At 69.0% G+C, this 18,018-nt stretch carries 18 protein-coding genes; 7 read left to right on the forward strand and 11 right to left on the reverse strand.

Features of this window, described 5'->3' with window-relative positions; all coding sequences use genetic code 11:
• Positions 1-140 precede the first annotated feature (140 nt).
• From NMI01S_RS23845 to NMI01S_RS23860, 4 genes are all read right to left on the reverse strand, one after another.
• On the reverse strand, positions 141-476 hold the full coding sequence (locus NMI01S_RS23845) for an MmcQ/YjbR family DNA-binding protein (RefSeq protein ID WP_218021091.1): 336 nt from the start codon (positions 474-476) through the stop codon (positions 141-143).
• Between the two features lie 14 nt (positions 477-490).
• Positions 491-1,930, reverse strand: coding sequence for a vWA domain-containing protein (locus NMI01S_RS23850; protein ID WP_063001045.1), 1,440 nt, complete (start codon positions 1,928-1,930; stop codon positions 491-493).
• 48 nt (positions 1,931-1,978) lie between these two features.
• Entirely contained in the window at positions 1,979-2,872 is an 894-nt protein-coding gene (locus NMI01S_RS23855; RefSeq protein WP_128145391.1) for an AAA family ATPase, read from the reverse strand.
• A 147-nt stretch (positions 2,873-3,019) separates the two neighbouring features.
• Positions 3,020-4,288 (reverse strand): glutamate-5-semialdehyde dehydrogenase, encoded by a 1,269-nt coding sequence (locus NMI01S_RS23860; protein WP_063000600.1) that lies wholly within the window; start codon positions 4,286-4,288, stop codon positions 3,020-3,022.
• Between the two features lie 91 nt (positions 4,289-4,379).
• Here NMI01S_RS23860 and NMI01S_RS23865 point away from each other — a divergent pair, with 91 nt between their 5' ends.
• The 3 genes from NMI01S_RS23865 to NMI01S_RS23875 all read left to right on the forward strand — a co-directional run bounded on the left by NMI01S_RS23865 (position 4,380) and on the right by NMI01S_RS23875 (position 7,419).
• Positions 4,380-5,975: an MFS transporter gene (locus NMI01S_RS23865; RefSeq protein WP_063001046.1), complete on the forward strand. Its 1,596-nt coding sequence runs from the start codon at positions 4,380-4,382 to the stop codon at positions 5,973-5,975.
• Between the two features lie 80 nt (positions 5,976-6,055).
• Positions 6,056-6,514: an SRPBCC family protein gene (locus tag NMI01S_RS23870; RefSeq protein ID WP_063000602.1), complete on the forward strand. Its 459-nt coding sequence runs from the start codon at positions 6,056-6,058 to the stop codon at positions 6,512-6,514.
• A 50-nt stretch (positions 6,515-6,564) separates the two neighbouring features.
• Complete coding sequence (locus tag NMI01S_RS23875; protein ID WP_063000604.1) at positions 6,565-7,419, forward strand: ribokinase; 855 nt, start codon at positions 6,565-6,567, stop codon at positions 7,417-7,419.
• 121 nt (positions 7,420-7,540) lie between these two features.
• Here NMI01S_RS23875 and NMI01S_RS23880 read toward each other — a convergent pair whose 3' ends face one another.
• Positions 7,541-8,107, reverse strand: a complete 567-nt coding sequence (locus NMI01S_RS23880) for a TetR/AcrR family transcriptional regulator (RefSeq protein WP_063000606.1) — start codon at positions 8,105-8,107, stop codon at positions 7,541-7,543.
• Between the two features lie 130 nt (positions 8,108-8,237).
• Here NMI01S_RS23880 and NMI01S_RS23885 point away from each other — a divergent pair, with 130 nt between their 5' ends.
• The gene (locus NMI01S_RS23885) at positions 8,238-9,929 is read left to right on the forward strand and encodes a nitroreductase family deazaflavin-dependent oxidoreductase (protein WP_063000608.1); all 1,692 of its coding nucleotides are present in this window, start codon (positions 8,238-8,240) and stop codon (positions 9,927-9,929) included.
• 60 nt (positions 9,930-9,989) lie between these two features.
• Here NMI01S_RS23885 and NMI01S_RS23890 read toward each other — a convergent pair whose 3' ends face one another.
• The 5 genes from NMI01S_RS23890 to NMI01S_RS23910 all read right to left on the reverse strand — a co-directional run bounded on the left by NMI01S_RS23890 (position 9,990) and on the right by NMI01S_RS23910 (position 14,167).
• Positions 9,990-10,868, reverse strand: coding sequence for a VOC family protein (locus NMI01S_RS23890; protein WP_063000610.1), 879 nt, complete (start codon positions 10,866-10,868; stop codon positions 9,990-9,992).
• A 28-nt stretch (positions 10,869-10,896) separates the two neighbouring features.
• Positions 10,897-12,000: a ferredoxin--NADP reductase gene (locus NMI01S_RS23895; protein WP_084513196.1), complete on the reverse strand. Its 1,104-nt coding sequence runs from the start codon at positions 11,998-12,000 to the stop codon at positions 10,897-10,899.
• Between the two features lie 53 nt (positions 12,001-12,053).
• Positions 12,054-12,293 carry a hypothetical protein gene (locus tag NMI01S_RS23900; RefSeq protein WP_063000612.1) on the reverse strand — a complete coding sequence of 80 codons (240 nt, stop codon included), beginning with the start codon at positions 12,291-12,293 and terminating at the stop codon, positions 12,054-12,056.
• Positions 12,294-12,304: 11 nt separating this feature from the next.
• On the reverse strand, positions 12,305-13,447 hold the full coding sequence (locus NMI01S_RS23905) for a 3-ketosteroid-9-alpha-monooxygenase, oxygenase component (protein WP_063000614.1): 1,143 nt from the start codon (positions 13,445-13,447) through the stop codon (positions 12,305-12,307).
• A 219-nt stretch (positions 13,448-13,666) separates the two neighbouring features.
• Entirely contained in the window at positions 13,667-14,167 is a 501-nt protein-coding gene (locus tag NMI01S_RS23910) for a flavin reductase family protein (RefSeq protein WP_157126329.1), read from the reverse strand.
• Between the two features lie 233 nt (positions 14,168-14,400).
• Here NMI01S_RS23910 and NMI01S_RS23915 point away from each other — a divergent pair, with 233 nt between their 5' ends.
• Together NMI01S_RS23915 and NMI01S_RS23920 are read left to right on the forward strand one after the other, a co-directional pair.
• On the forward strand, positions 14,401-15,243 hold the full coding sequence (locus NMI01S_RS23915; RefSeq protein ID WP_036501211.1) for an IclR family transcriptional regulator: 843 nt from the start codon (positions 14,401-14,403) through the stop codon (positions 15,241-15,243).
• A gap of 38 nt (positions 15,244-15,281) precedes the next feature.
• A complete protein-coding gene (locus NMI01S_RS23920) occupies positions 15,282-15,908 on the forward strand; it encodes a PadR family transcriptional regulator (protein ID WP_063000618.1) in 627 nt (208 codons plus the stop codon).
• A 40-nt stretch (positions 15,909-15,948) separates the two neighbouring features.
• On the opposite strand, the gene NMI01S_RS23925 is transcribed toward NMI01S_RS23920, so the two are convergent.
• Positions 15,949-16,611 (reverse strand): class I SAM-dependent methyltransferase, encoded by a 663-nt coding sequence (locus tag NMI01S_RS23925; RefSeq protein WP_063000620.1) that lies wholly within the window; start codon positions 16,609-16,611, stop codon positions 15,949-15,951.
• Positions 16,612-16,758: 147 nt separating this feature from the next.
• On the opposite strand from NMI01S_RS23925, the gene NMI01S_RS23930 reads away from it, so the two are divergent.
• Positions 16,759-18,000 carry a bifunctional 3,4-dihydroxy-2-butanone-4-phosphate synthase/GTP cyclohydrolase II gene (locus NMI01S_RS23930; RefSeq protein ID WP_063000622.1) on the forward strand — a complete coding sequence of 414 codons (1,242 nt, stop codon included), beginning with the start codon at positions 16,759-16,761 and terminating at the stop codon, positions 17,998-18,000.
• Positions 18,001-18,018: the final 18 nt, after the last annotated feature.

The raw sequence follows: 18,018 nt of genomic DNA on the forward strand, positions 1-18,018 counted from the left end.
CGTCGCGCCGCAGGGGCGCTCGGCTGGTCGGCGGGGATTTCGTCGGCGAACTCCCCCGGTGGGCACGGCACGCGCGAATGATCGACGGCCCTGCTTGGAAAGCGCTTAACAGCCGCTGATGATGCGGGGCAAACGGCACGCTATCCCGTCGGCCGCTTGGATTTCGGCAGTTTCGCGACGATCTCGGCGTAGGACTGGTCGATCAGTTCGCGCACTTCCGCATCCGACACCGAGCCACCCAGCCGGACGGTGTTCCAGCCGTAACGCCCGATATAGGCGGAGGCGGTGACGTCGTCGGGATGGATATGCACCAGTTCGTCGGCTTCGAGGCGGTTGCGCCCACATTTGAGCGTCACCGTCTCCGGGCTGACGAAGGCGAAGATCTTGTCGCCGACCTTCGCGACGACGTCGCCCTCCCAGGGTTCGTCGCGCCAGGCTCCCGGCTTGCGGAGGCAGTACCGCAGGAGATCGCTCATGCCCATCCTCGTGACTAGACCGGAAGCAGCCTGCTAACCACACCGGTCAGCTGGCGCGCCGACCGGCATTCGTGCATCTCGATGACCTCGGCGTAGCGGTTGGCCGCCGAATCACCGGTGCCCCACATCTTTTCGGCCTCCGGATTCAACCAGTGCGCGTGCTTGGCCACCCCGACGAGTTCGCGCAGCGTATTCAGCGCCGGATCCCGATAGTTGGTTCGGGCGTCGCCGAGAATCAGCAGGGAGGTGCGGCTGGTCACCACATCGGGCCAGTCCTCCGCGAAACCGCGCAGTGCCGCACCGTAATCCGAGTGCCCCTCGAATCCGACCACCTCGGTCTCGGTGAAGATGCGCCGGGTCACCTGGTCCAGCGGCGTGACCTGATCGAAGATGTGTGTCACTTCGTCCACCTGGTCGACGAACGCGAAGATCCGCACCCGCGAGAATTGCTCACGCAGCGAATCCACCAGCAGCATGGTGAAACTGGAGAATCCGGCCACCGATCCCGAGATGTCGCACAACAGCACCAGATCCGGGCGGCCGGGCCGCGGTTTGCGGGTTTGCAGCGTGATCGGCACCCCGCCGGTCGACATGGACTTGCGCAGCGTCTTGCGCAGATCGATTTCGCCGCGCCGGGAACGGCGACGGCGAGCGGCCAAGCGGGATGCCAGGACGCGCGCCAGCCGTTGCGAACCGCGCCGCAGTTCGGCCAGTTCGTTCTCCGAGATGCGCAGGAAGTCGGCATCCTCGGCTTGGCGCTGGACACCGTAGGTCGCGACTCGCTCGCGGCCCAGCCGCTCGGCCACCCGCCGCCGGGTCTCGGCCTCGACGGTGCCGCGAAACGCCTTGACCCGTTCGCGGGCGGCGCGGCGGCCGACTTCGGTCTCGAACTCCGAATTGTTCTGCCCGGCAGCCAATCCCGCGAGGATCCTGCTGATCAGCACCTCGGGCTGCACATCTTTCAGCGTTTGATACGCCGAGAACGACGGCCCGTTCGCCGACTGGTACTGCCCCATCTGCTCGACCATCTGCGCGGCCAGATTCTGCAACTGCCGGGTCTGGTCACCCGTGGGTTCGGCGGCCAGCATCTCGGCCAGCATCCGACGCAATTCGAACAGGTCGATTTCACCGTCGTCGCGCCGCGGCAGTTCGATGTCGTCGGCGCCCGCGCGCTCACCCAGCGCGGCCGGGAACCACAGCTCGAACAATCCGTCGAAGGTGGCGCGCTGCGTGGGCCGGCGAAGCAGCGCACAGGCCAGGCCCTCGCGCAGCATCTCGCGATCCATCAGATCGACCACGGTGAGCACCCGGCCGGCATCCACTGTTTCCGACGGCCCGACCGGAATTCCCCTGGCGCGCAAGGCCTCCACGAAACCGACCACATGCCCGGAGAGTCCGTGCGGCGCGGTCTGCCCGGGTGGCGGCGCGGCCTGCGCGGCGGACCCGCCACGCAACGCCGCGGAGACCAGCGCGCGGGGGGTGGTGCGCTTACCGGACACGGCTCAGGCCAATTTCAGCTCGGCCAGGGCGCGCTGATGGTCGCTCTGGTGTTTGAGCACCACACCGAGCGTCGCGCGCACGGTCTTGTCGTCGAGATCCTTCAGTCCCAGCGCCAGCAGCGTCCGGGCCCAGTCGATGGATTCGGCGACCGACGGCAACTTCTTCAACTGCATCCCGCGCAGCACGTGCACCACACGGACCAGTTGGGCGGCCACGGCCGGTTTCAGCTCCGGCACCCGGCTGGCGAGGATGCGGCGCTCGAGTTCCTCGTCCGGGAAGTCGATGTGCAGGTAGAGGCAGCGGCGCTTCAACGCCTCCGACAGTTCGCGGGTCGCGTTGGAGGTGAGTACCACGAACGGGCGGCGGGTGGCGGTGATCGTGCCGAGTTCCGGGACGGTGACGGCGAAGTCGCTCAGCACCTCCAACATCAGGCCCTCGATCTCGACGTCCGCCTTGTCCGCCTCGTCGATCAGCAGCACGGTCGGGTCGGTGCGCCGGATAGCGGTCAGCAGCGGGCGCTGCAGCAGGAATTCCTCGCTGAACACATCGGCTTTGGTGTCGGCCCAGGCGTTACCCGAATCCGGCCCGCCGGAGGTCGCCGACTGGATGCGCAGAATCTGCTTGGCGTGATTCCACTCGTACAGCGCACGCGCCTCGTCGATCCCCTCGTAGCACTGCAGGCGAACCAACTCGGCATCGGCGACCTGGGCGACCGCGCGCGACAATTCGGTCTTGCCGACGCCGGCGGGCCCCTCGATCAGCAACGGCTTGCCGAGCCGGTCGGCCAGGAACACCGAGGTGGCGGTGGCCTTGTCGGCCAGGTAGCCGGTGGTGGCCAGACGGTCGATCACATCGTCGACAGAGGCGAAAATCGGCTCGTGCACGGTCGTCTGCACAGTTGGGCCCTCCTTCGGGAACAGCGCAGCCCACTGCAGGTATGCACCGTAAAGAACAGCTGATCACGACGGTACACACCCGCGGGCCGGGTTCGATACTCCGGTGTCGGCGAGACCACAGGACGGGATGGGTTCGGCCGGGCCGCTTCAGCTCGGCCGAATCTGGCCGTCGCCCCAGACGATCCACTTGGTGGAGGTCAGCTCGGGCAGCGCCATCGGACCGCGGGCGTGCAACTTCTGCGTGGAGATGCCGATCTCCGCGCCGAATCCGAACTGCTCGCCGTCGGTGAACGCGGTGGAGGCGTTCACCATCACCGCGGCCGCGTCCACCCGGGCGGTGAATTCGCGGGCCGCCTTCAGATCGGCGGTCACGATGGCCTCGGTGTGGCCGGTGCCCCACTCGTTGATGTGGTCGACCGCGGCGTCGAGATCGTCGACGACCTTGAGCGCGATATCCAGCGACAGATATTCGTCGGCCCAATCCTCGTCGGTCGCGGGAACCAGGCCGGGCAGATCGCCGTGGATGGTGACCTGCGCCTGTTCCAGCGCGCTGATCAGGCGCGGAACCGCGGTTTCGGCGATCGCGCGATCGATGAGCACCGTCTCGGCGGTATTGCACACGCTGGGCCGGCGGGTCTTGGAGTTCAGCAGGATCGATTCGGCCATCTCGAGATCGGCGGCGGCGTGCACGTAGACGTGGCAGTTGCCGGTGCCGGTTTCGATGGTCGGGACCTGCGCGTCGCGGACCACCGCGTTGATCAGTCCGGCGCCGCCGCGCGGGATGACCACGTCCACCAAGCCGCGGGCCTGGATCAGATGGGTGACGCTGGAGCGATCCTCACTCGGCAGCAGTTGCACCGCGTCGGCCGGAAGACCCTGGGCCACAAGGGCTTCCCGCATGACCTCGACCAGGGCCGCATTCGACCGGGCCGCCGAGGACGATCCGCGCAGCAGGGCCGCGTTACCGGATTTCAACGCCAGGCCGAAGGCGTCGACGGTGACGTTCGGCCGGGCCTCGTAGACCATGCCGACGACGCCCAGCGGCACGCGCACCTGCCGGATCTCGAGTCCGTTGGCCAGGGTGGAGCCGCGCAGCACCTCGCCCACCGGATCCGGCAGGCCGGCGACCTGACGCAACCCGGAGGCGATGCCGTCGATGCGCGGCTCGGTCAGCCGCAGGCGATCCAGCAGCGAGGCCGCGGTTCCGCTCGCCTCCGCGGTCGCGATGTCCTCGGCATTGGCGGCCAGGACGGCATCCTTGTGCGCGAGCAGCGCATCGGCCGCGGCGTGCAGGGCCGCGTCCTTCTGCGCGGTCGTCAGCTGTGCCAGCGTCCGCGACGCCACCCGAGCCCGCCGCGCCGCCTCGTGCACCGCTTCGCGCACGGTATCCACTTCGCCGACAGTTCCAGCAGTCATGGTGAACAGCCTACTGACCGGGTCGCGGACGCCGACGTCGGATAACCGCCGAACGCCCGCTTCCGGCGACGCCCACCGCTACCGTGTCCTCATGGTCGCCACCATCCGGTTGTCCTCGGGTTCGGGTCGCTGGGTGCTGCTGGCCACGGTGCTGGGCTCGGGAATGGCGATGCTGGACGCGACCGTGGTCAATGTGGCGCTCCCCCGCATCGGTGCGGAATTCGGCGCCTCGATGGCGGGTCTGCAGTGGACCGTGAACGCGTACACGCTCACGCTGGCCGGGCTGATTCTGCTCGGCGGATCGCTGGGCGACCGGTTCGGCCGGCGGCGGATCTTCGTCGTCGGCGTGGTGTGGTTCGCGTTGGCCTCGGCGATCTGCGGTGCGGCTCAGGGCATTCCGATGCTCATCGCCGCCCGCGCGCTGCAAGGGGTGGGCGGTGCGCTGCTGACGCCCGGTTCGCTGGCGATCATCCAGGCGTCGTTCGCGAAATCCGATCGCGCCCGCGCGGTGGGCGCGTGGTCCGGGCTCGGCGGGGTCGCCGGCGCGATCGGCCCCTTCCTGGGCGGATGGCTGGTCGGCGCCGCCGGGTGGCGGTGGGTGTTCCTGCTGAACATTCCGCTGGCCGCGGTGGTGGTGCTGGTCGCGGTGCGGCATGTGCCGGAGACCTATGGTTCCGGCGCGGCCGACGGCTCGGCGTCCACCCGTCCGGCTGCCGAATCCGGCGGCCCGGCACACCAGGGGTTCGACGTGCTGGGGGCGTTCCTCGCGGCACTGTGCCTGGCAGGCATCACCTATGCGCTGACCATGGCCCCCGAACACGAGAGCAACCGGACGGCCGTGGTGGCGACCGCGGCGATCGGCGTCCTCGCCGGGGCGGCCTTCGTCGTCGTCGAGCGGCGGCGGTCGGCACGGTACGAGGCGCCCGGCCACCACGGCGGGCCGCCGCCGATGCTGCCGGTCGAGATCTTCGCTTCACGGCAGTTCAGCGCGATCAACGCCGTCACCTTCGTGATGTACGGCGCGATGGGCGTGGTGTTCTTCCTGCTGGTGCTGACCCTGCAGGTGGTGGCCGGTTTCAGTCCGATGGCGGCCGGGACCGCGATGCTGCCCGTCACCGTCCTGATGCTGCTGTTCTCCGCACGCTCGGGTGATCTGGCGCAGCGCATCGGACCGCGCATCCCGATCACCGCGGGTGTCCTGCTGGCGGCCGCCGGGATGCTGCTGATGATGCGGATCGGCCCCGACGCCACCTATGTCACCGACGTGCTGCCCGCCGCCCTCGTCTTCGGCCTGGGTCTCACCCTGGCCGTCGCACCGCTGACCGCGACCGTGCTGGCGACGGCCGACGAACGGCACGCGGGGGTGGCCAGCGGCGTCAACAACGCCGTCGCCCGAGCGGCCGGATTGCTCGCGGTGGCGGCGATCCCACCGCTCACCGGACTCACCGGCGCCGCCTACACCGACCCCGCCGCCTTCGAACAGGGATTCCGAGAGGCCATGCTCATCTGCGCGATCGTCATGGCGGCGGCCGCGGTGCTGACCGTGGTGACCGTCCGCGACGACGCGCTGCGGGACGCGAGTCCCGAGGCCACGCCGCAGTGCAAGATCAACTGCCCGGTGGCCGGTCCGCCTCTGGAGCCCCGGCACGCCGAAGCGACGTCCGGCCCGGTCGGTGAGCAGGAATGAGACGCACACCGAAAGGGCTGTGTCCGAACGATAGTCGTGGCCGCGTTGTCGACACTGCCGGTGAATGATTCGATGGTCGCATGGCAGATATCGACAGGGTGGTGTCGGCGGAGCGCGAAGTCGCCGCGCCGGCCGGGCACATCTTCGAATTGATCGCCGATCCGGCGCAGCAGCCGCGGTGGGACGGAAACGACAATCTCGACCGGGCGGAGACCGGACAGCGCGTGCGGGGTGTGGGCGAGGTCTTCGCGATGACCCTCACCAACGGGAGCGTGCGGGAGAACCACGTGGTGGAGTTCGAGGAGGGCCGCCGGATCGCCTGGCTGCCCGCGGAATCCGGGCAGCGCCCGCCGGGGCATCTGTGGCGCTGGGAGCTCGAACCCGTCGACGAGAGCCGGACGCTCGTGCGGCACACCTACGACTGGACCCGGCTGACCGACGAGGTCCGGCTGCCCCGAGCCCGGGCGACGACCTCGGACAAACTACTCGGGTCGCTCGACCGGCTGGCCGCGGTGGCGACGGCGGCCGACCACGCCTGACGGCGGCGACGTTCGAGCCCGCAGACGCCACGGCGGGTTACGGTGCGTGCATGGCACGGATCGCAGTGGTCGGCAGTATCAACATGGATCTGGTGACCCGCACGCCGCGGCGGCCGCGGCCCGGTGAGACCGTCCTCGGCACCGCCTTCGATACGGTGCCCGGCGGGAAGGGCGCGAACCAGGCGATCGCCGCTCGACGTGCGGGCGCGGCGGTCGATTTCGTCGGCGCGGTCGGAACCGACGTCTTCGGCGTCGAGTTGCGAAAAGTGCTCGAGGACAATGAGGTCGGGACCGCCGGACTGCGCACCGTCGAGGGGGCCAGCGGGACCGCCACCATCGTGGTCGACGACGCCGGCGAGAATACGATCATCGTGGTCGGCGGAGCCAATGCGGAGCTGTCCGGGCTCACCGACGGTGATCGCGCCCTCGTCACCGAGGCGGATATTCTGCTGTGCCAGCTGGAAATTCCGGTGGAGACCGTGCTCGGCGCCGCCCGCTGCGCACGTGAGCACGGCACTCTCGTTCTGCTCAATCCGTCCCCCGCGCGGTCACTGCCACCGCAGCTGTGGGATGCGGTCGACATCGCGGTGGTCAACGAGGGCGAAGCGGCGCAACTGGATTCGGAACTCCGGGCGGTCCCGCATGTGCTGACCACCCGCGGCGGCGAGGGCGCGCGCTATCGCGGACCCGAGGGCGAGCTCTCTCATCCGGGCGTGCGGGTCGAGGTGGTCGACACCACCGGCGCCGGGGACACGTTCACCGGCGCGCTGGCCGCACACTGGCACGAGGGCCCCGCGACCGCTCTGGCGTGGGCCTGTACCGCCGGCGCCCTGGCCACCACCGTCGTCGGCGCCACGGCGGCGATCCCCACCGCGGCGGCGATAGCGCGGGCACTCACCGAATAACGCACCGGGGGCGCCGGAGGTGTTCGGCGCCCGGGGCCCGGCCGTCATGCCCGCACCGGCCCACGATGTCGTATCCACCGCGGCTGCGCACAACCGGTATGCCCTCCGAAGCCGGCGACAACTACGGCGTGGCGGTGTGGCGAGCGATGAGTTCCGACATCTGGGCGCCCACCCGTTCCAGCGGCGCCATGGAACGGGTCGCCAGGGACAGGATCACCGCCCCCTCGAGCGCCGCGACCACCGTGGTGGCCAGCGATATCGCGAGATCCGGTGCGACGTCCTCGGTTTCGAGGCGTTCGGCGAGAATGGTCTCCCATTCGGTGAAGGTCGCCCCGGCCGCGTCGGCGGCCTCGGGCGCCTCCGACCGGCCCAGCGCGGCCGCGACGATCGGACATCCGGCGGTGAAGTCGCTGACCGCGAGTTTCTCGCGCCAGAGGGCCGGGAAGGCACCGACACACGACGCCACGTCGGCCCCGGCGGTGATCGTGCGCAGCAGGGTGCTGTAGGCGGCGCCGGCCGCGCGGGTCGCCTCGGCGATCAGTTCCGACTTACCGCCGGGAAAGTTGAGATATACCGAGCGGCGCGAGATGCCGCTGTGGTCGAGCAGTTGCGCGATACCGGTGCCGGCCACACCGTTGCTGCGCATCAGATCCACGGCGCTGTCGATGAGCCGGTCGCGGGCTCCCATGATGCGACCCCTTTCCTCACGCACCTTGTCCGGTCCAGCCTACCGTTGCCCTAGACCGATCGGTGTACTACTCTGCCGACTATACCGATCGGTATACCTCATTTCCGAGCCACGCCCTGGAGGAATAGGCATGACCGGACTGCACGACCCACTTCCCCTGCCCTGCGGCCAGGTGCTTCCCAACCGGATCATGAAGTCGGCGCTCAGCGAGGGGCTCGGCACCGCGGCGCATGCTCCCGACGACCGGCTGGTCCGGCTGTATCGCCGCTGGGGAGCCGGCGGCTACGGCCTGATCGTCACCGGCAACGTGATGATCGATCGCACCCAGCTCGGCGAGCCGGGCAATGTGGTCGTCGACGACGACCGCGATCTCGCGGCCCTGACCCGGTGGGCGAAGGCCGCCAAGGACGGCGGCACCCCGATCTGGATGCAGCTGAATCATCCCGGCCGCCAAGCCAATCCGCTGGCCACACGACAGCGGCCGGTGGCGCCCTCGGCGATCGCCTCGGGTGCGCCGGGGCTGCCCACACCGCGGGCGCTCACCGAAGCCGACATCCACGATCTGATCCGGCGCTTCGCCGACGCGGCGCGAATCGCGGAATCGGCCGGCTTCGACGGGGTGCAGATCCACGGCGCCCACGGCTACCTGGTGTCGCAGTTCCTGTCGCCCCTGGCCAATCAGCGCACCGACGACTGGGGCGGTGACGCGTCACGCCGGGCGCGCTTCCTGCTCGAGGTGGTCGGCGCCGTCCGCGCGGCGGTCCAGCCGGGCTTCGCGGTGGCCGTCAAACTGAACTCGGCCGATTTCCAGCGCGGCGGTTTCACCGAGGACGAATCACGCGCGGTGGTGCGGCAATTGGCCCGGCAACCGCTGGATCTGATCGAAATCAGCGGCGGCAGTTACGAATCCCCGGCGATGATGGGCAGGTCCCGCGACGCGGCGGCGAGTACCCGGGCACGGGAGGCCTACTTCCTCGAGTACGCGGAGACGGTGCGCCGGGTCGCGGCCGCGGTGCCGCTGGCGGTCACCGGCGGCTTCCGCAGCCGGACGGCGATGGCCGGTGCGGTCGCCTCCGGCGCCTGCGATGTGGCCGGACTCGGCCGCCCCACCACGGTGTACCCCACCGCCGCCGCCGATCTGCTCACCGGCGGCACGCAAGAGCTTCGGCCGCCGTCGATTTCGCTCGGCCTGCGCGGCCGCATCGCCCGCAGCGGCACCCTGCGCGCCGTCGACGGCGCCCTCGATCTGCAATGGCATACCGATCAGCTGCATCGCCTCGGCGCCGGGCTCGATCCGGATCCGGCTCGCTCACCGTGGTCGACGGCGCTGACCATGCTGCGCCGCAACGGGTTCGACGCCTTCCGATCTCGGCGCGGAACGGCCGGCGGCGACCGGAAGTCGACGAAGTTCCGGATCGAGCGCGCCGTCGGCCGCTATCTGGTCAATCCCGGATTCGCCGCATTGGACCGGATCGGTGTGCGGTCCACCTTCGCGACCGAACTGGAGACCGTCGGCCGCAAATCCGGTCAGCCGCGACGCGTTCCGGTATCGGTGCGATTCGACGACGACGGCGCCTGGATCATCTGCCAGCACGGCATGCGGTCGGGCTGGGGCAACAATGTACGCGCCAACCCCTCGGTGCGATTGCGGCACAACGGAATCTGGCGCACGGCCACGGCCGAGTTGCGCCCCGACGACGATGTGGTCGCCCGGGCCCGCGCCTTCGCCCCGCACCCGGCGCTCGCGCCGCTGACCGCCGCCGGATTCGCCGCTCTGCAGACCGATCCGATCTCCGTCCGGGTCACCTTCACCGACGTATAGGTACCCTCGGCGGCCGGTTCGCGTCACCGCGTGTTGGCCGCCGGGCGATGTGACGGCCGCTCAGCCGCGCGCCCATTCATGGCCCCAGTAGCTGTCGGCCGTCATCTCCTCCGCGACGTAGTCCTCGCCCACGAGCATTCCCTCGCAACCGAATTCGAGGTCCCAACCGCCCGGGGTACGAACGTAGAAGGAGATCATCTTGTCGTTGGTGTGGCGCCCGAGCGTCGAGGACAGGTGGTAGCCCGCCTTGGTCACCCGGTCGAGCGCCCGGCCGACATCGTCGAGCGCGTCGACCTCCACCATCACATGCACGATGCCCGGGCCGTCGCCGCGGCCGCCGGGAATCAGCGCCAGGCTGTGGTGGCGGGGATTGACACCCATGAACCGGATCCAGATCGGATGGTCGGGCGGACCGACCCGGAACGAACCGCGCGAGGCGAAGTCCAGCACCTCGGTGTAGAACTGCCGCGCCGCCTCGATATCGGGCACCGGCAGCACGACGTGGCCGAGCCCCAGATCGCCGGAGACGAAACGGTTTCCGTACTTGCCGACCACCGGGCTGTGGTCGAGCAGGGGGCCGTGGAAGATCTCGATGGTGAATCCGGCGGGATCGGTGAAGCTGATCGCCTCCTCGACGTGGCGCGCGGCGGATTCGGCCGGCGACAGCTCGGTGACCTCGATCCCGGCCGCGGCGAGGGTTTCGCGCACCAGCGTCAGCGAGCGCCGGTCGGCGACCTGCCAGCCGACGGCGATCACCTCGTCGCGATCGCCCGGAACCAATTCCAGGCGGTAGGTGTGCTCATCCGTCCGCAGGTAGATCGATTCCGGGTTGGGGCCCGACCCTTCGGCGAATCCGATGGTGTCGAAGGCGAATTCACGCCATGCGGCGACATCGGCGATCTGCGCCCGGACATATCCGAGCGAGCTGACGGCGGCCATGTGCACTCCTTGCAAGGGGTCGGGTGGTTCAGGAATAACTGATCGAAACGTCGTCGGTGACCGGCACCGCCTGGCAGGCCAGCACATAGCCCTCGGCGAGATCCTCCTCCTCGAGGACTTCGTTGCGGCGCATGGACACCTCGCCGGACACCACCCGGCATACGCAGGCGCTGCATGCGCCCTCGCGGCACGAATACGGCGCCTCGAGACCCGCGGCCAGCAATGTATCCAACAGGACCTGGCGGCGCGGCCAGGCCATCCGGTGATTCTCGCCGTCGAGTTCGACCTCGACGTGCGCCGCGTCGGCGGGGTCGGCGGCATCGCCCACCGGAGCCGCCGCCTCGAACGGATTGCCGGTCAAGGAGACGAACTTCTCCATGTGCACGCGCCGCCGGTCGGCGCCGTGCGTGGCCATCGCGGCGCCGACGGCATCCATGAACGGCCCCGGACCGCAGACGAACGTCTCACGGTCGGCCCAGTGCCGCACCAGCGCGGACAGTTGCGGCACGCTCGGCAGGCCCTGCACCGATTCCAGCCAGTGCAGCACCTGCAGCCGATCCGGGTGCGCGGCGGCGAGTTCGGCGAGCTCCGCGGCGAAGATCACCGATGATTCGTCGCGATTGGCGTAGACGAGGGTGCAGTGCCCGCTGCCCTGTGCCAGCGCCGATTTCAGGATCGACAACACCGGGGTGATGCCGCTACCGCCGGCGAACAGCAGCAGATCCGTGTCCAGCGAGGCCGGGGTGAACAGTCCGGCCGGCGGCAGCACCTGCAAACTCTCACCGGCGACGGCGTTGTCGCACAACCAGTTCGACGCGTAACCCCGCACCGTTCGTTTGACGGTGACCTTCATCGGACCGTCCTCGTGCGGTGCGCTCGACAGCGAGTAGCACCGGCTCACCGAACCGGTGCGATCGCTGGGGATGCGCAGGGTGAGGAACTGTCCGGGCCGGTAACCGAACCGCTGCGCGTGTTCGGGCCGCGGAGCCAGCTCCAGCGACACCGCGTCCGCGGTTTCGCGCACCACACGCACGATCTCGACGACGACCGGATCGGCCGCCGGATCGCGCGGGCCGGCATCCTCGGGCGCACCGCCCGGCTCACGCACGTCGAGTTCGATCGCGGTATCCATCGAGCACCACCACATCCGTTTCTCTGCCGTTCATTCAGCTTTCCGACCCGCCGTCAGGCCACGGTCCGGCCGCGGGTGCGCACATCGACATCGCGGGTACTCACGCTCACCCGCCCCGACTCCACCGCCGCGTCGATGCTGTCGCGCAGGGCGGCGCAGGTGTGCGCACCCGGTGCCGACAGTTCGGTGCACGCGCGCATCGCCGACCGGCTCCACTGCACGCTCGTATGCTGCGGGCTGAACTTCTCCACCAGCACGCATGTTCCGCAGGATCGGCACGAAACCTCGTCCATCGCGATGACTCTCAGCCCGCCACGGCCTGTTCGGCCCGCTTGGCGAGGTTTTCCGCGACCTCGGCCTCCCAGGCGGTGACCGCGCGGGTGGTGTCGACCTCGAATTCGAAGCGCGCGGTCATCTCCTCGGAGATGTCGGCGACGTCGGTGTAGAACTGCTCGTACCAGCGACGCAGCTGATAGACCGGCCCGTCCTCCTCGCACAGCAGCGGATTGTTGATGCGCGACTTGCGCTTCCAGATCGCCGCATCCTGTTCGAACCCCTTGCCGAGACCGCCGACGAAGGCCGCCGCGATCTGCTCGGCCTGCTCCGGCGACACGCCCTCCGGCTTCTTCGCGATGGCGCCGTACTGCAGGACGAACCGGTTCTCGGTGATCGGATAGTGGCAGTTGATCAGGTAGCCCTCGACCGTGAGCCCGGCACTCTCGCTGCGCAGATAGTCGATCATGTAGGAGGGGCCGTAGTACGACGCCTCCGAATGCAGAGTGTTCTTGCCGCCCAACGCCTTCGCGGTCGCGCCCATCATGTCCTCGCGCGAGATCGAGGTCATGTACTGGCTGGCGACATGACCCTCGAACACGTTCTTGAAGAAGGTCGGGAAGCCGTAGTGCACGTAGAAGAAGTGCGCCATGTCGACGACGTTGTCGACGACCTCGCGGCAGTTGGCCTCGACGATCATCGAGTTCCAGGTCCAGTCGGTCCAGCCGTCGTCGAAGGCGGCGTCGACGCGCGGGATGGTGATATCGGCGGGTGGCTGCTTGCCCTCGGGATCGTTCCAGACGAACAGCTGCTTGTTCTGCTCCAGCGTCGGCCACGCCTTGGTGCGGGCCAGCGGAGGCACCCGGCGCGCGTAGGGGATTCCGGTGCATTTGCCCTTGCCGTTCCACCGCCAGTCGTGGAACGGGCAGGCCAGCGAATCGCCCTTGACGGTGCCGTCGGCGAGATTGCCACCCATGTGCGGGCAGTAGGCGTTGAGGACGTTGAGCGTGCCGTCCTCGCCGGCGAAGACGACCAGTTCGGTGCCGAAGGCGGCGACGGTGTGCGGCTTGCCGTCGCGGAAGGAGTCCGCCAGGCCCAGGCAGTGCCAGCCGCGGGCGAACCGGGTGGGCGGTGCGCCGGCGTCGATGACCCGCACTTCGCTGTCGCTGTTCATGATTCCTCCGTCTCGATTGCGTTCGGCCTCGATCGCGATCGGCCTCGACTACCCGCCGGCCGAACCCGCCCCGGGTGATGACTCGATGCTCGCCATCGGAACGGGGGTCCGGCACGCGAAGTCCCACTGGCCGGGAGATCGGCTCCGACCATCGGCAGTGACGCGACCCCGCGGCGGTGCGTGCGGGTACGCACCCCGCCGGCCACCACCCCGCACGCGTCAGTGCCCGTGCAGACGCTCGAACGAGGAGCGGTAGAACAGCAGCGGCGCCTGGTCGGAATGTTCGGCCAGCGCGGTGACCCGGGCGATCACGATGGTGTGGTCGCCGCCGTCGACCTCGCGATCCAGCTCGCAGTCGATACTGGCCAGCGCGCCGCTCAGCCGCGGCGACCCGTTTCCGGACAACTCCCAGTCCACGCCCGCGAATTTGTCGGTGCCGCGGCGGGCCAGCGCGCGGCAGATCTCGTCCTGGTCGTGGGCCAGGATGTTCACGCAGAACCGCCCCACCTCACGGATGCGCGGCCACGACGTCGAGGTCCGCGCGGGGAAGAAGCAGACCCGGGGTGGGTCGAGGGACAACGACGAGAAGGACTGGCAGCTGAACCCGACCGGCTCGTCGCCGGACCGGGCGGTGATCACCGTGACCCCGGAGCAGAACCTGCTCAGCACGGCTTTGAAGGTCGCCTCCGAGATCTCGTCCACCTGTACTACCGGCTCCACGGCCACTCCTTGTTTCGGACAGACATATAGCTGTAAGTCATGACACCAGGTCGGGGGGAGACTCCGTCAACAGCCAGGTCCGGTGAACGGGAGAGATTTCGGTAGCACTTACGTAGTTCCACCGATTCGCGATCGGTGTGGTGGCAGCCACTGTGATAGGTGACACAAATGCCGAAACCAAACATGCCTAGTCGAAATACTTCTAGACTGCATATGAGCCAACGGAGGTACATATGACCGTCACCGTGCTGCCCTCCGCGGAACGCACCACCACGGCCGCGCATCATGCGACGACGGGCGCCAGGGCTCATCGAGCCGGCGCGCCGATTCCGGTGTCGATGATCGAGCGGATGACGCTGATCCTGGATGCCTTCGACGCGAACACCCCGACGCTGACACTGCTGGAACTGGTCGAGCGGACCGGACTTCCGCGATCGACGGTCCATCGCATCCTGGATCAGATGATCCGGCTGCGCTGGCTGGCGCATTCCGCCGGCGGCTACCGCCTCGGCATGCGCACGCTGGAACTGGGCGGACTGACCGCGGACCACAACGAGATTCGCGATGCGGTGAGCCCGCTGCTGCACGAGTTGTCGCAGCGGACGGGCATGGTGGGCCACTTGGCCGTGCTCGACGGCCGCGAGGTCGTCTACTTGGACAAGGCCGGCGGCCGGTTCGGCGCGGCGCTGCCGACCCGCCTCGGCGGCCGGATGCCCGCGCACGCAACGGCTTTGGGCAAGGCGATGCTGGCGGCGCTGGAACCCACCATCGCCGAGGCCGCGTTCCGCGGGCGGCTGCCCCGGCTCACTCCGCGCACCCTGGCCGAACCCGATGCGCTGCATCGCGAACTCGGGCAGATCCGGCTGCGTCAAGGCGTGGCGATCGACCGCGAGGAGGCCATGGTCGGCATCGCCTGTGTGGCCGCGCCGCTGCGTGGCCGCGGCGCACCGCCGGCCGCGCTCTCGCTGTCGGGACGTGCCGAGGCGATGAGTTACGACCGGCTGGCCCGGGTCGTCCTCGAGGTCGTGCACGAGGCCGGGCGGGCACTGTTCCCGCACCGCACCCGCTGGCGCTGATTTCGGATCCGCATATGACTGGGCGGTATAGTTCGGCGATGACATCTGGCACCGATCTGCCGACCACTTCGTGGGCCGTGCTCGGGATGCTTTCGCATGCGGACGAATTGTCCGGCTACGATCTGAAGAAGTGGGCGGACTGGAGTTTGCAGTTCTTCTACTGGAGCCCGTCGTTCAGCCAGATCTACGCCGAACTCAAACGCCTCGAGAAGCATGGGTACGTCACCTCGCGCACCGTGACCTCCGAGGACGGCGTGCGCGGCAAGCGGATGTACGCGATCACCACCAGTGGCCGGGATGCCGTGGCGCACTGGGTCAATCACTCACCGGTGGAAGCACCGGTGCTGAAACACAGTGTGCTGCTGCGAGCGTGGCTCGGACATCTGGCCGAGCCGGAGCGGCTGCGCGAAATCCTCACCGCGCATATCGATTACGCGGAGAAGATGCGCCGCCGCGCCGCCGCCGACGCCGAAGGATCCGACGCCAACCCGGATTGGGCCTTCCCCAGCGCGGTGTTGCGCTGGTGCATCCGGCACTACGAGGCGGAGCGCCAACTGGCCGAGGATCTGCTCGACGACCTGGAGGCGTTGAACAAGCGCGGCCGGCTGCCCCGCAATCGCGAGGCACCGCTCGCACCACCGAAGCCGAAGGCTCGTCCCCGATAGAGCGCAGAACCGGCGCGCCCGCTTCGCACCGGATCCGTCGCTACACTCGCCGGATCCGGGCCAGCCAGGCGGCGGTATTCACGGTTCCGTTCGCGGCCACGTCCAGTCCGGCGACCTGGTCGGCGACCACCGAGGTGACCCGGCCGCGATAGGACGCGGGTCGCAGATCCTCCAATTCCCAACCCGCGTCGAATGATTCACGCAACAGCCGATCGCTGATGCGCGGCCCGAAGCCCGGGTCGGTATCGGAGAGTGCCAGCACATGTACCAGACCGCCCGGAGCGCACAGGCTGTGCAGCGACCGGACGTAGTCGGCGCGGGTGCCGGGATCCTCGCGGAAGATGTGGAACAGGGCGCTGTCGACGATCGTGTCGAAGACGCCGAGTTCGGCGGTCGCCGCGGGATCGGCGCCGAGCCGGACCGCGTCTGCTACCCGGAAGCGCGCCGCGGGCACCCCCTTCGCGGCCGCGTTGCGCCGCGCGTACTCGACCGCGCTCGGCGACAGGTCGATACCCAGCACGTCGTAGCCCAGGGCGGTGAGGGCGATGGTGTGCTCCCCCGCACCCGTTCCGACGTCGAGCACCCGCCCTCGGATCAACCCCGCGCGCTCCACTTCCACGATCGCCGGCTGCGGCTCACCGATCACCCAGGGGGCGGTGTCGTCGTCGTAGGCGGTGTTCCAGAACTCTGCGGCCTGTGTCATGACTCCAGCGTGCATCCTCAACCGCACTCGAGGTCAACGCCGGCGCCCGAGCCCCGGAATTCGCCGTCCCCAAAATCTCACTGAGCGGAACCCTTCCTAGCGAGGAGCGTTTCGGAATATTTCTATTAGGCATACAGGAGGTGCACGATGACCGGTGAACTCGATTCCATCCAGAACGCACTCGACGCCCTGGCCGCCGGCCGGCCCGTCGTGGTGGTCGACGACGAGGATCGGGAGAACGAAGGCGATCTCGTCCTGGCCGCGGAATTCGCGACCGCGCAGACCATCGGATTCCTGATCCGCCACACCAGCGGCGTGCTGTGCGTGCCGATGCCCGGCGCCGACCTCGACCGGCTCTCGCTGCCCCCGATGACGGCGGTCAACGAGGACCCCAAGGGCACCGCCTACACCGTATCGGTCGACGCGGCCGCGGGCGTCAGCACGGGTATCTCGGCGGCCGACCGCGCCCACACCATGCGACTGCTGGCCGATCCGCGCACCACCCCGGCCGACCTCACCCGCCCCGGGCACGTCTTCCCGCTGCGGGCGCACCCGCGCGGCGTGCTGGGCCGGGCCGGGCACACCGAGGCGACCGTCGACCTGCTCCGCGCGGCCGGATTGCGGCCGGCGGGGGTGATCGCGGAAGTCGTGAACGACGACGGATCGATGGCACGGTTGCCGCAGCTGCTGGTCTTCGCGCGCGAGCACGGGCTGCCGATCATCTCCATCGCCGACCTCATCGAGTACCGAAAGCATCGCGAGCACACCGTCACCCGGCTCGCGCAGACCCGGCTGCCCACGCGCTACGGCGATTTCCAGGTCTTCGGCTACCGCGACACCGACTCCGGCACCCAGCCGGTCGAACATCTGGCGCTGGTCTTCGGCGATCCGTCCGGAACCGACGTCCTGGCCCGGCTGCATTCGGAATGCCTGACCGGCGACGCCTTCGGCTCGCTGCGCTGCGACTGCGGTGAACAACTCGACGCCGCGCTGCGCGCGGTGGCCGCCGAGGGCCGCGGTGTCGTGGTGTATCTGCGGGGGCAGGAGGGCCGCGGCATCGGCCTGCTGAACAAATTGCGCGCCTACGAACTACAGGACGCCGGCGCCGACACCGTGGACGCGAATCTGCGCCTCGGGCTGCCGATCGATGCCCGCCGCTACGGAGCGGGCGCGCAGATCCTGAGCGATCTGGGTGTCGAATCGGTGCGCTTGCTCAGCAACAATCCGGATAAGCAGGCGGGCCTGCAGGCGCACGGCATCGCGGTCACGCGCCGGATTCCGCTGCAGACCGACCCGACCGAGCACAACGTCCGCTACCTGCGCACCAAGCGGGAACGGATGCGTCACCAACTGGCCGGGCTCGACGTCGCCTCCGCTGCGGCGAACTGACACTCCTTGTGCCGCAAC

The organism is Nocardia mikamii NBRC 108933, from assembly GCF_001613505.1.
GTDB lineage: Bacteria > Actinomycetota > Actinomycetes > Mycobacteriales > Mycobacteriaceae > Nocardia > Nocardia mikamii.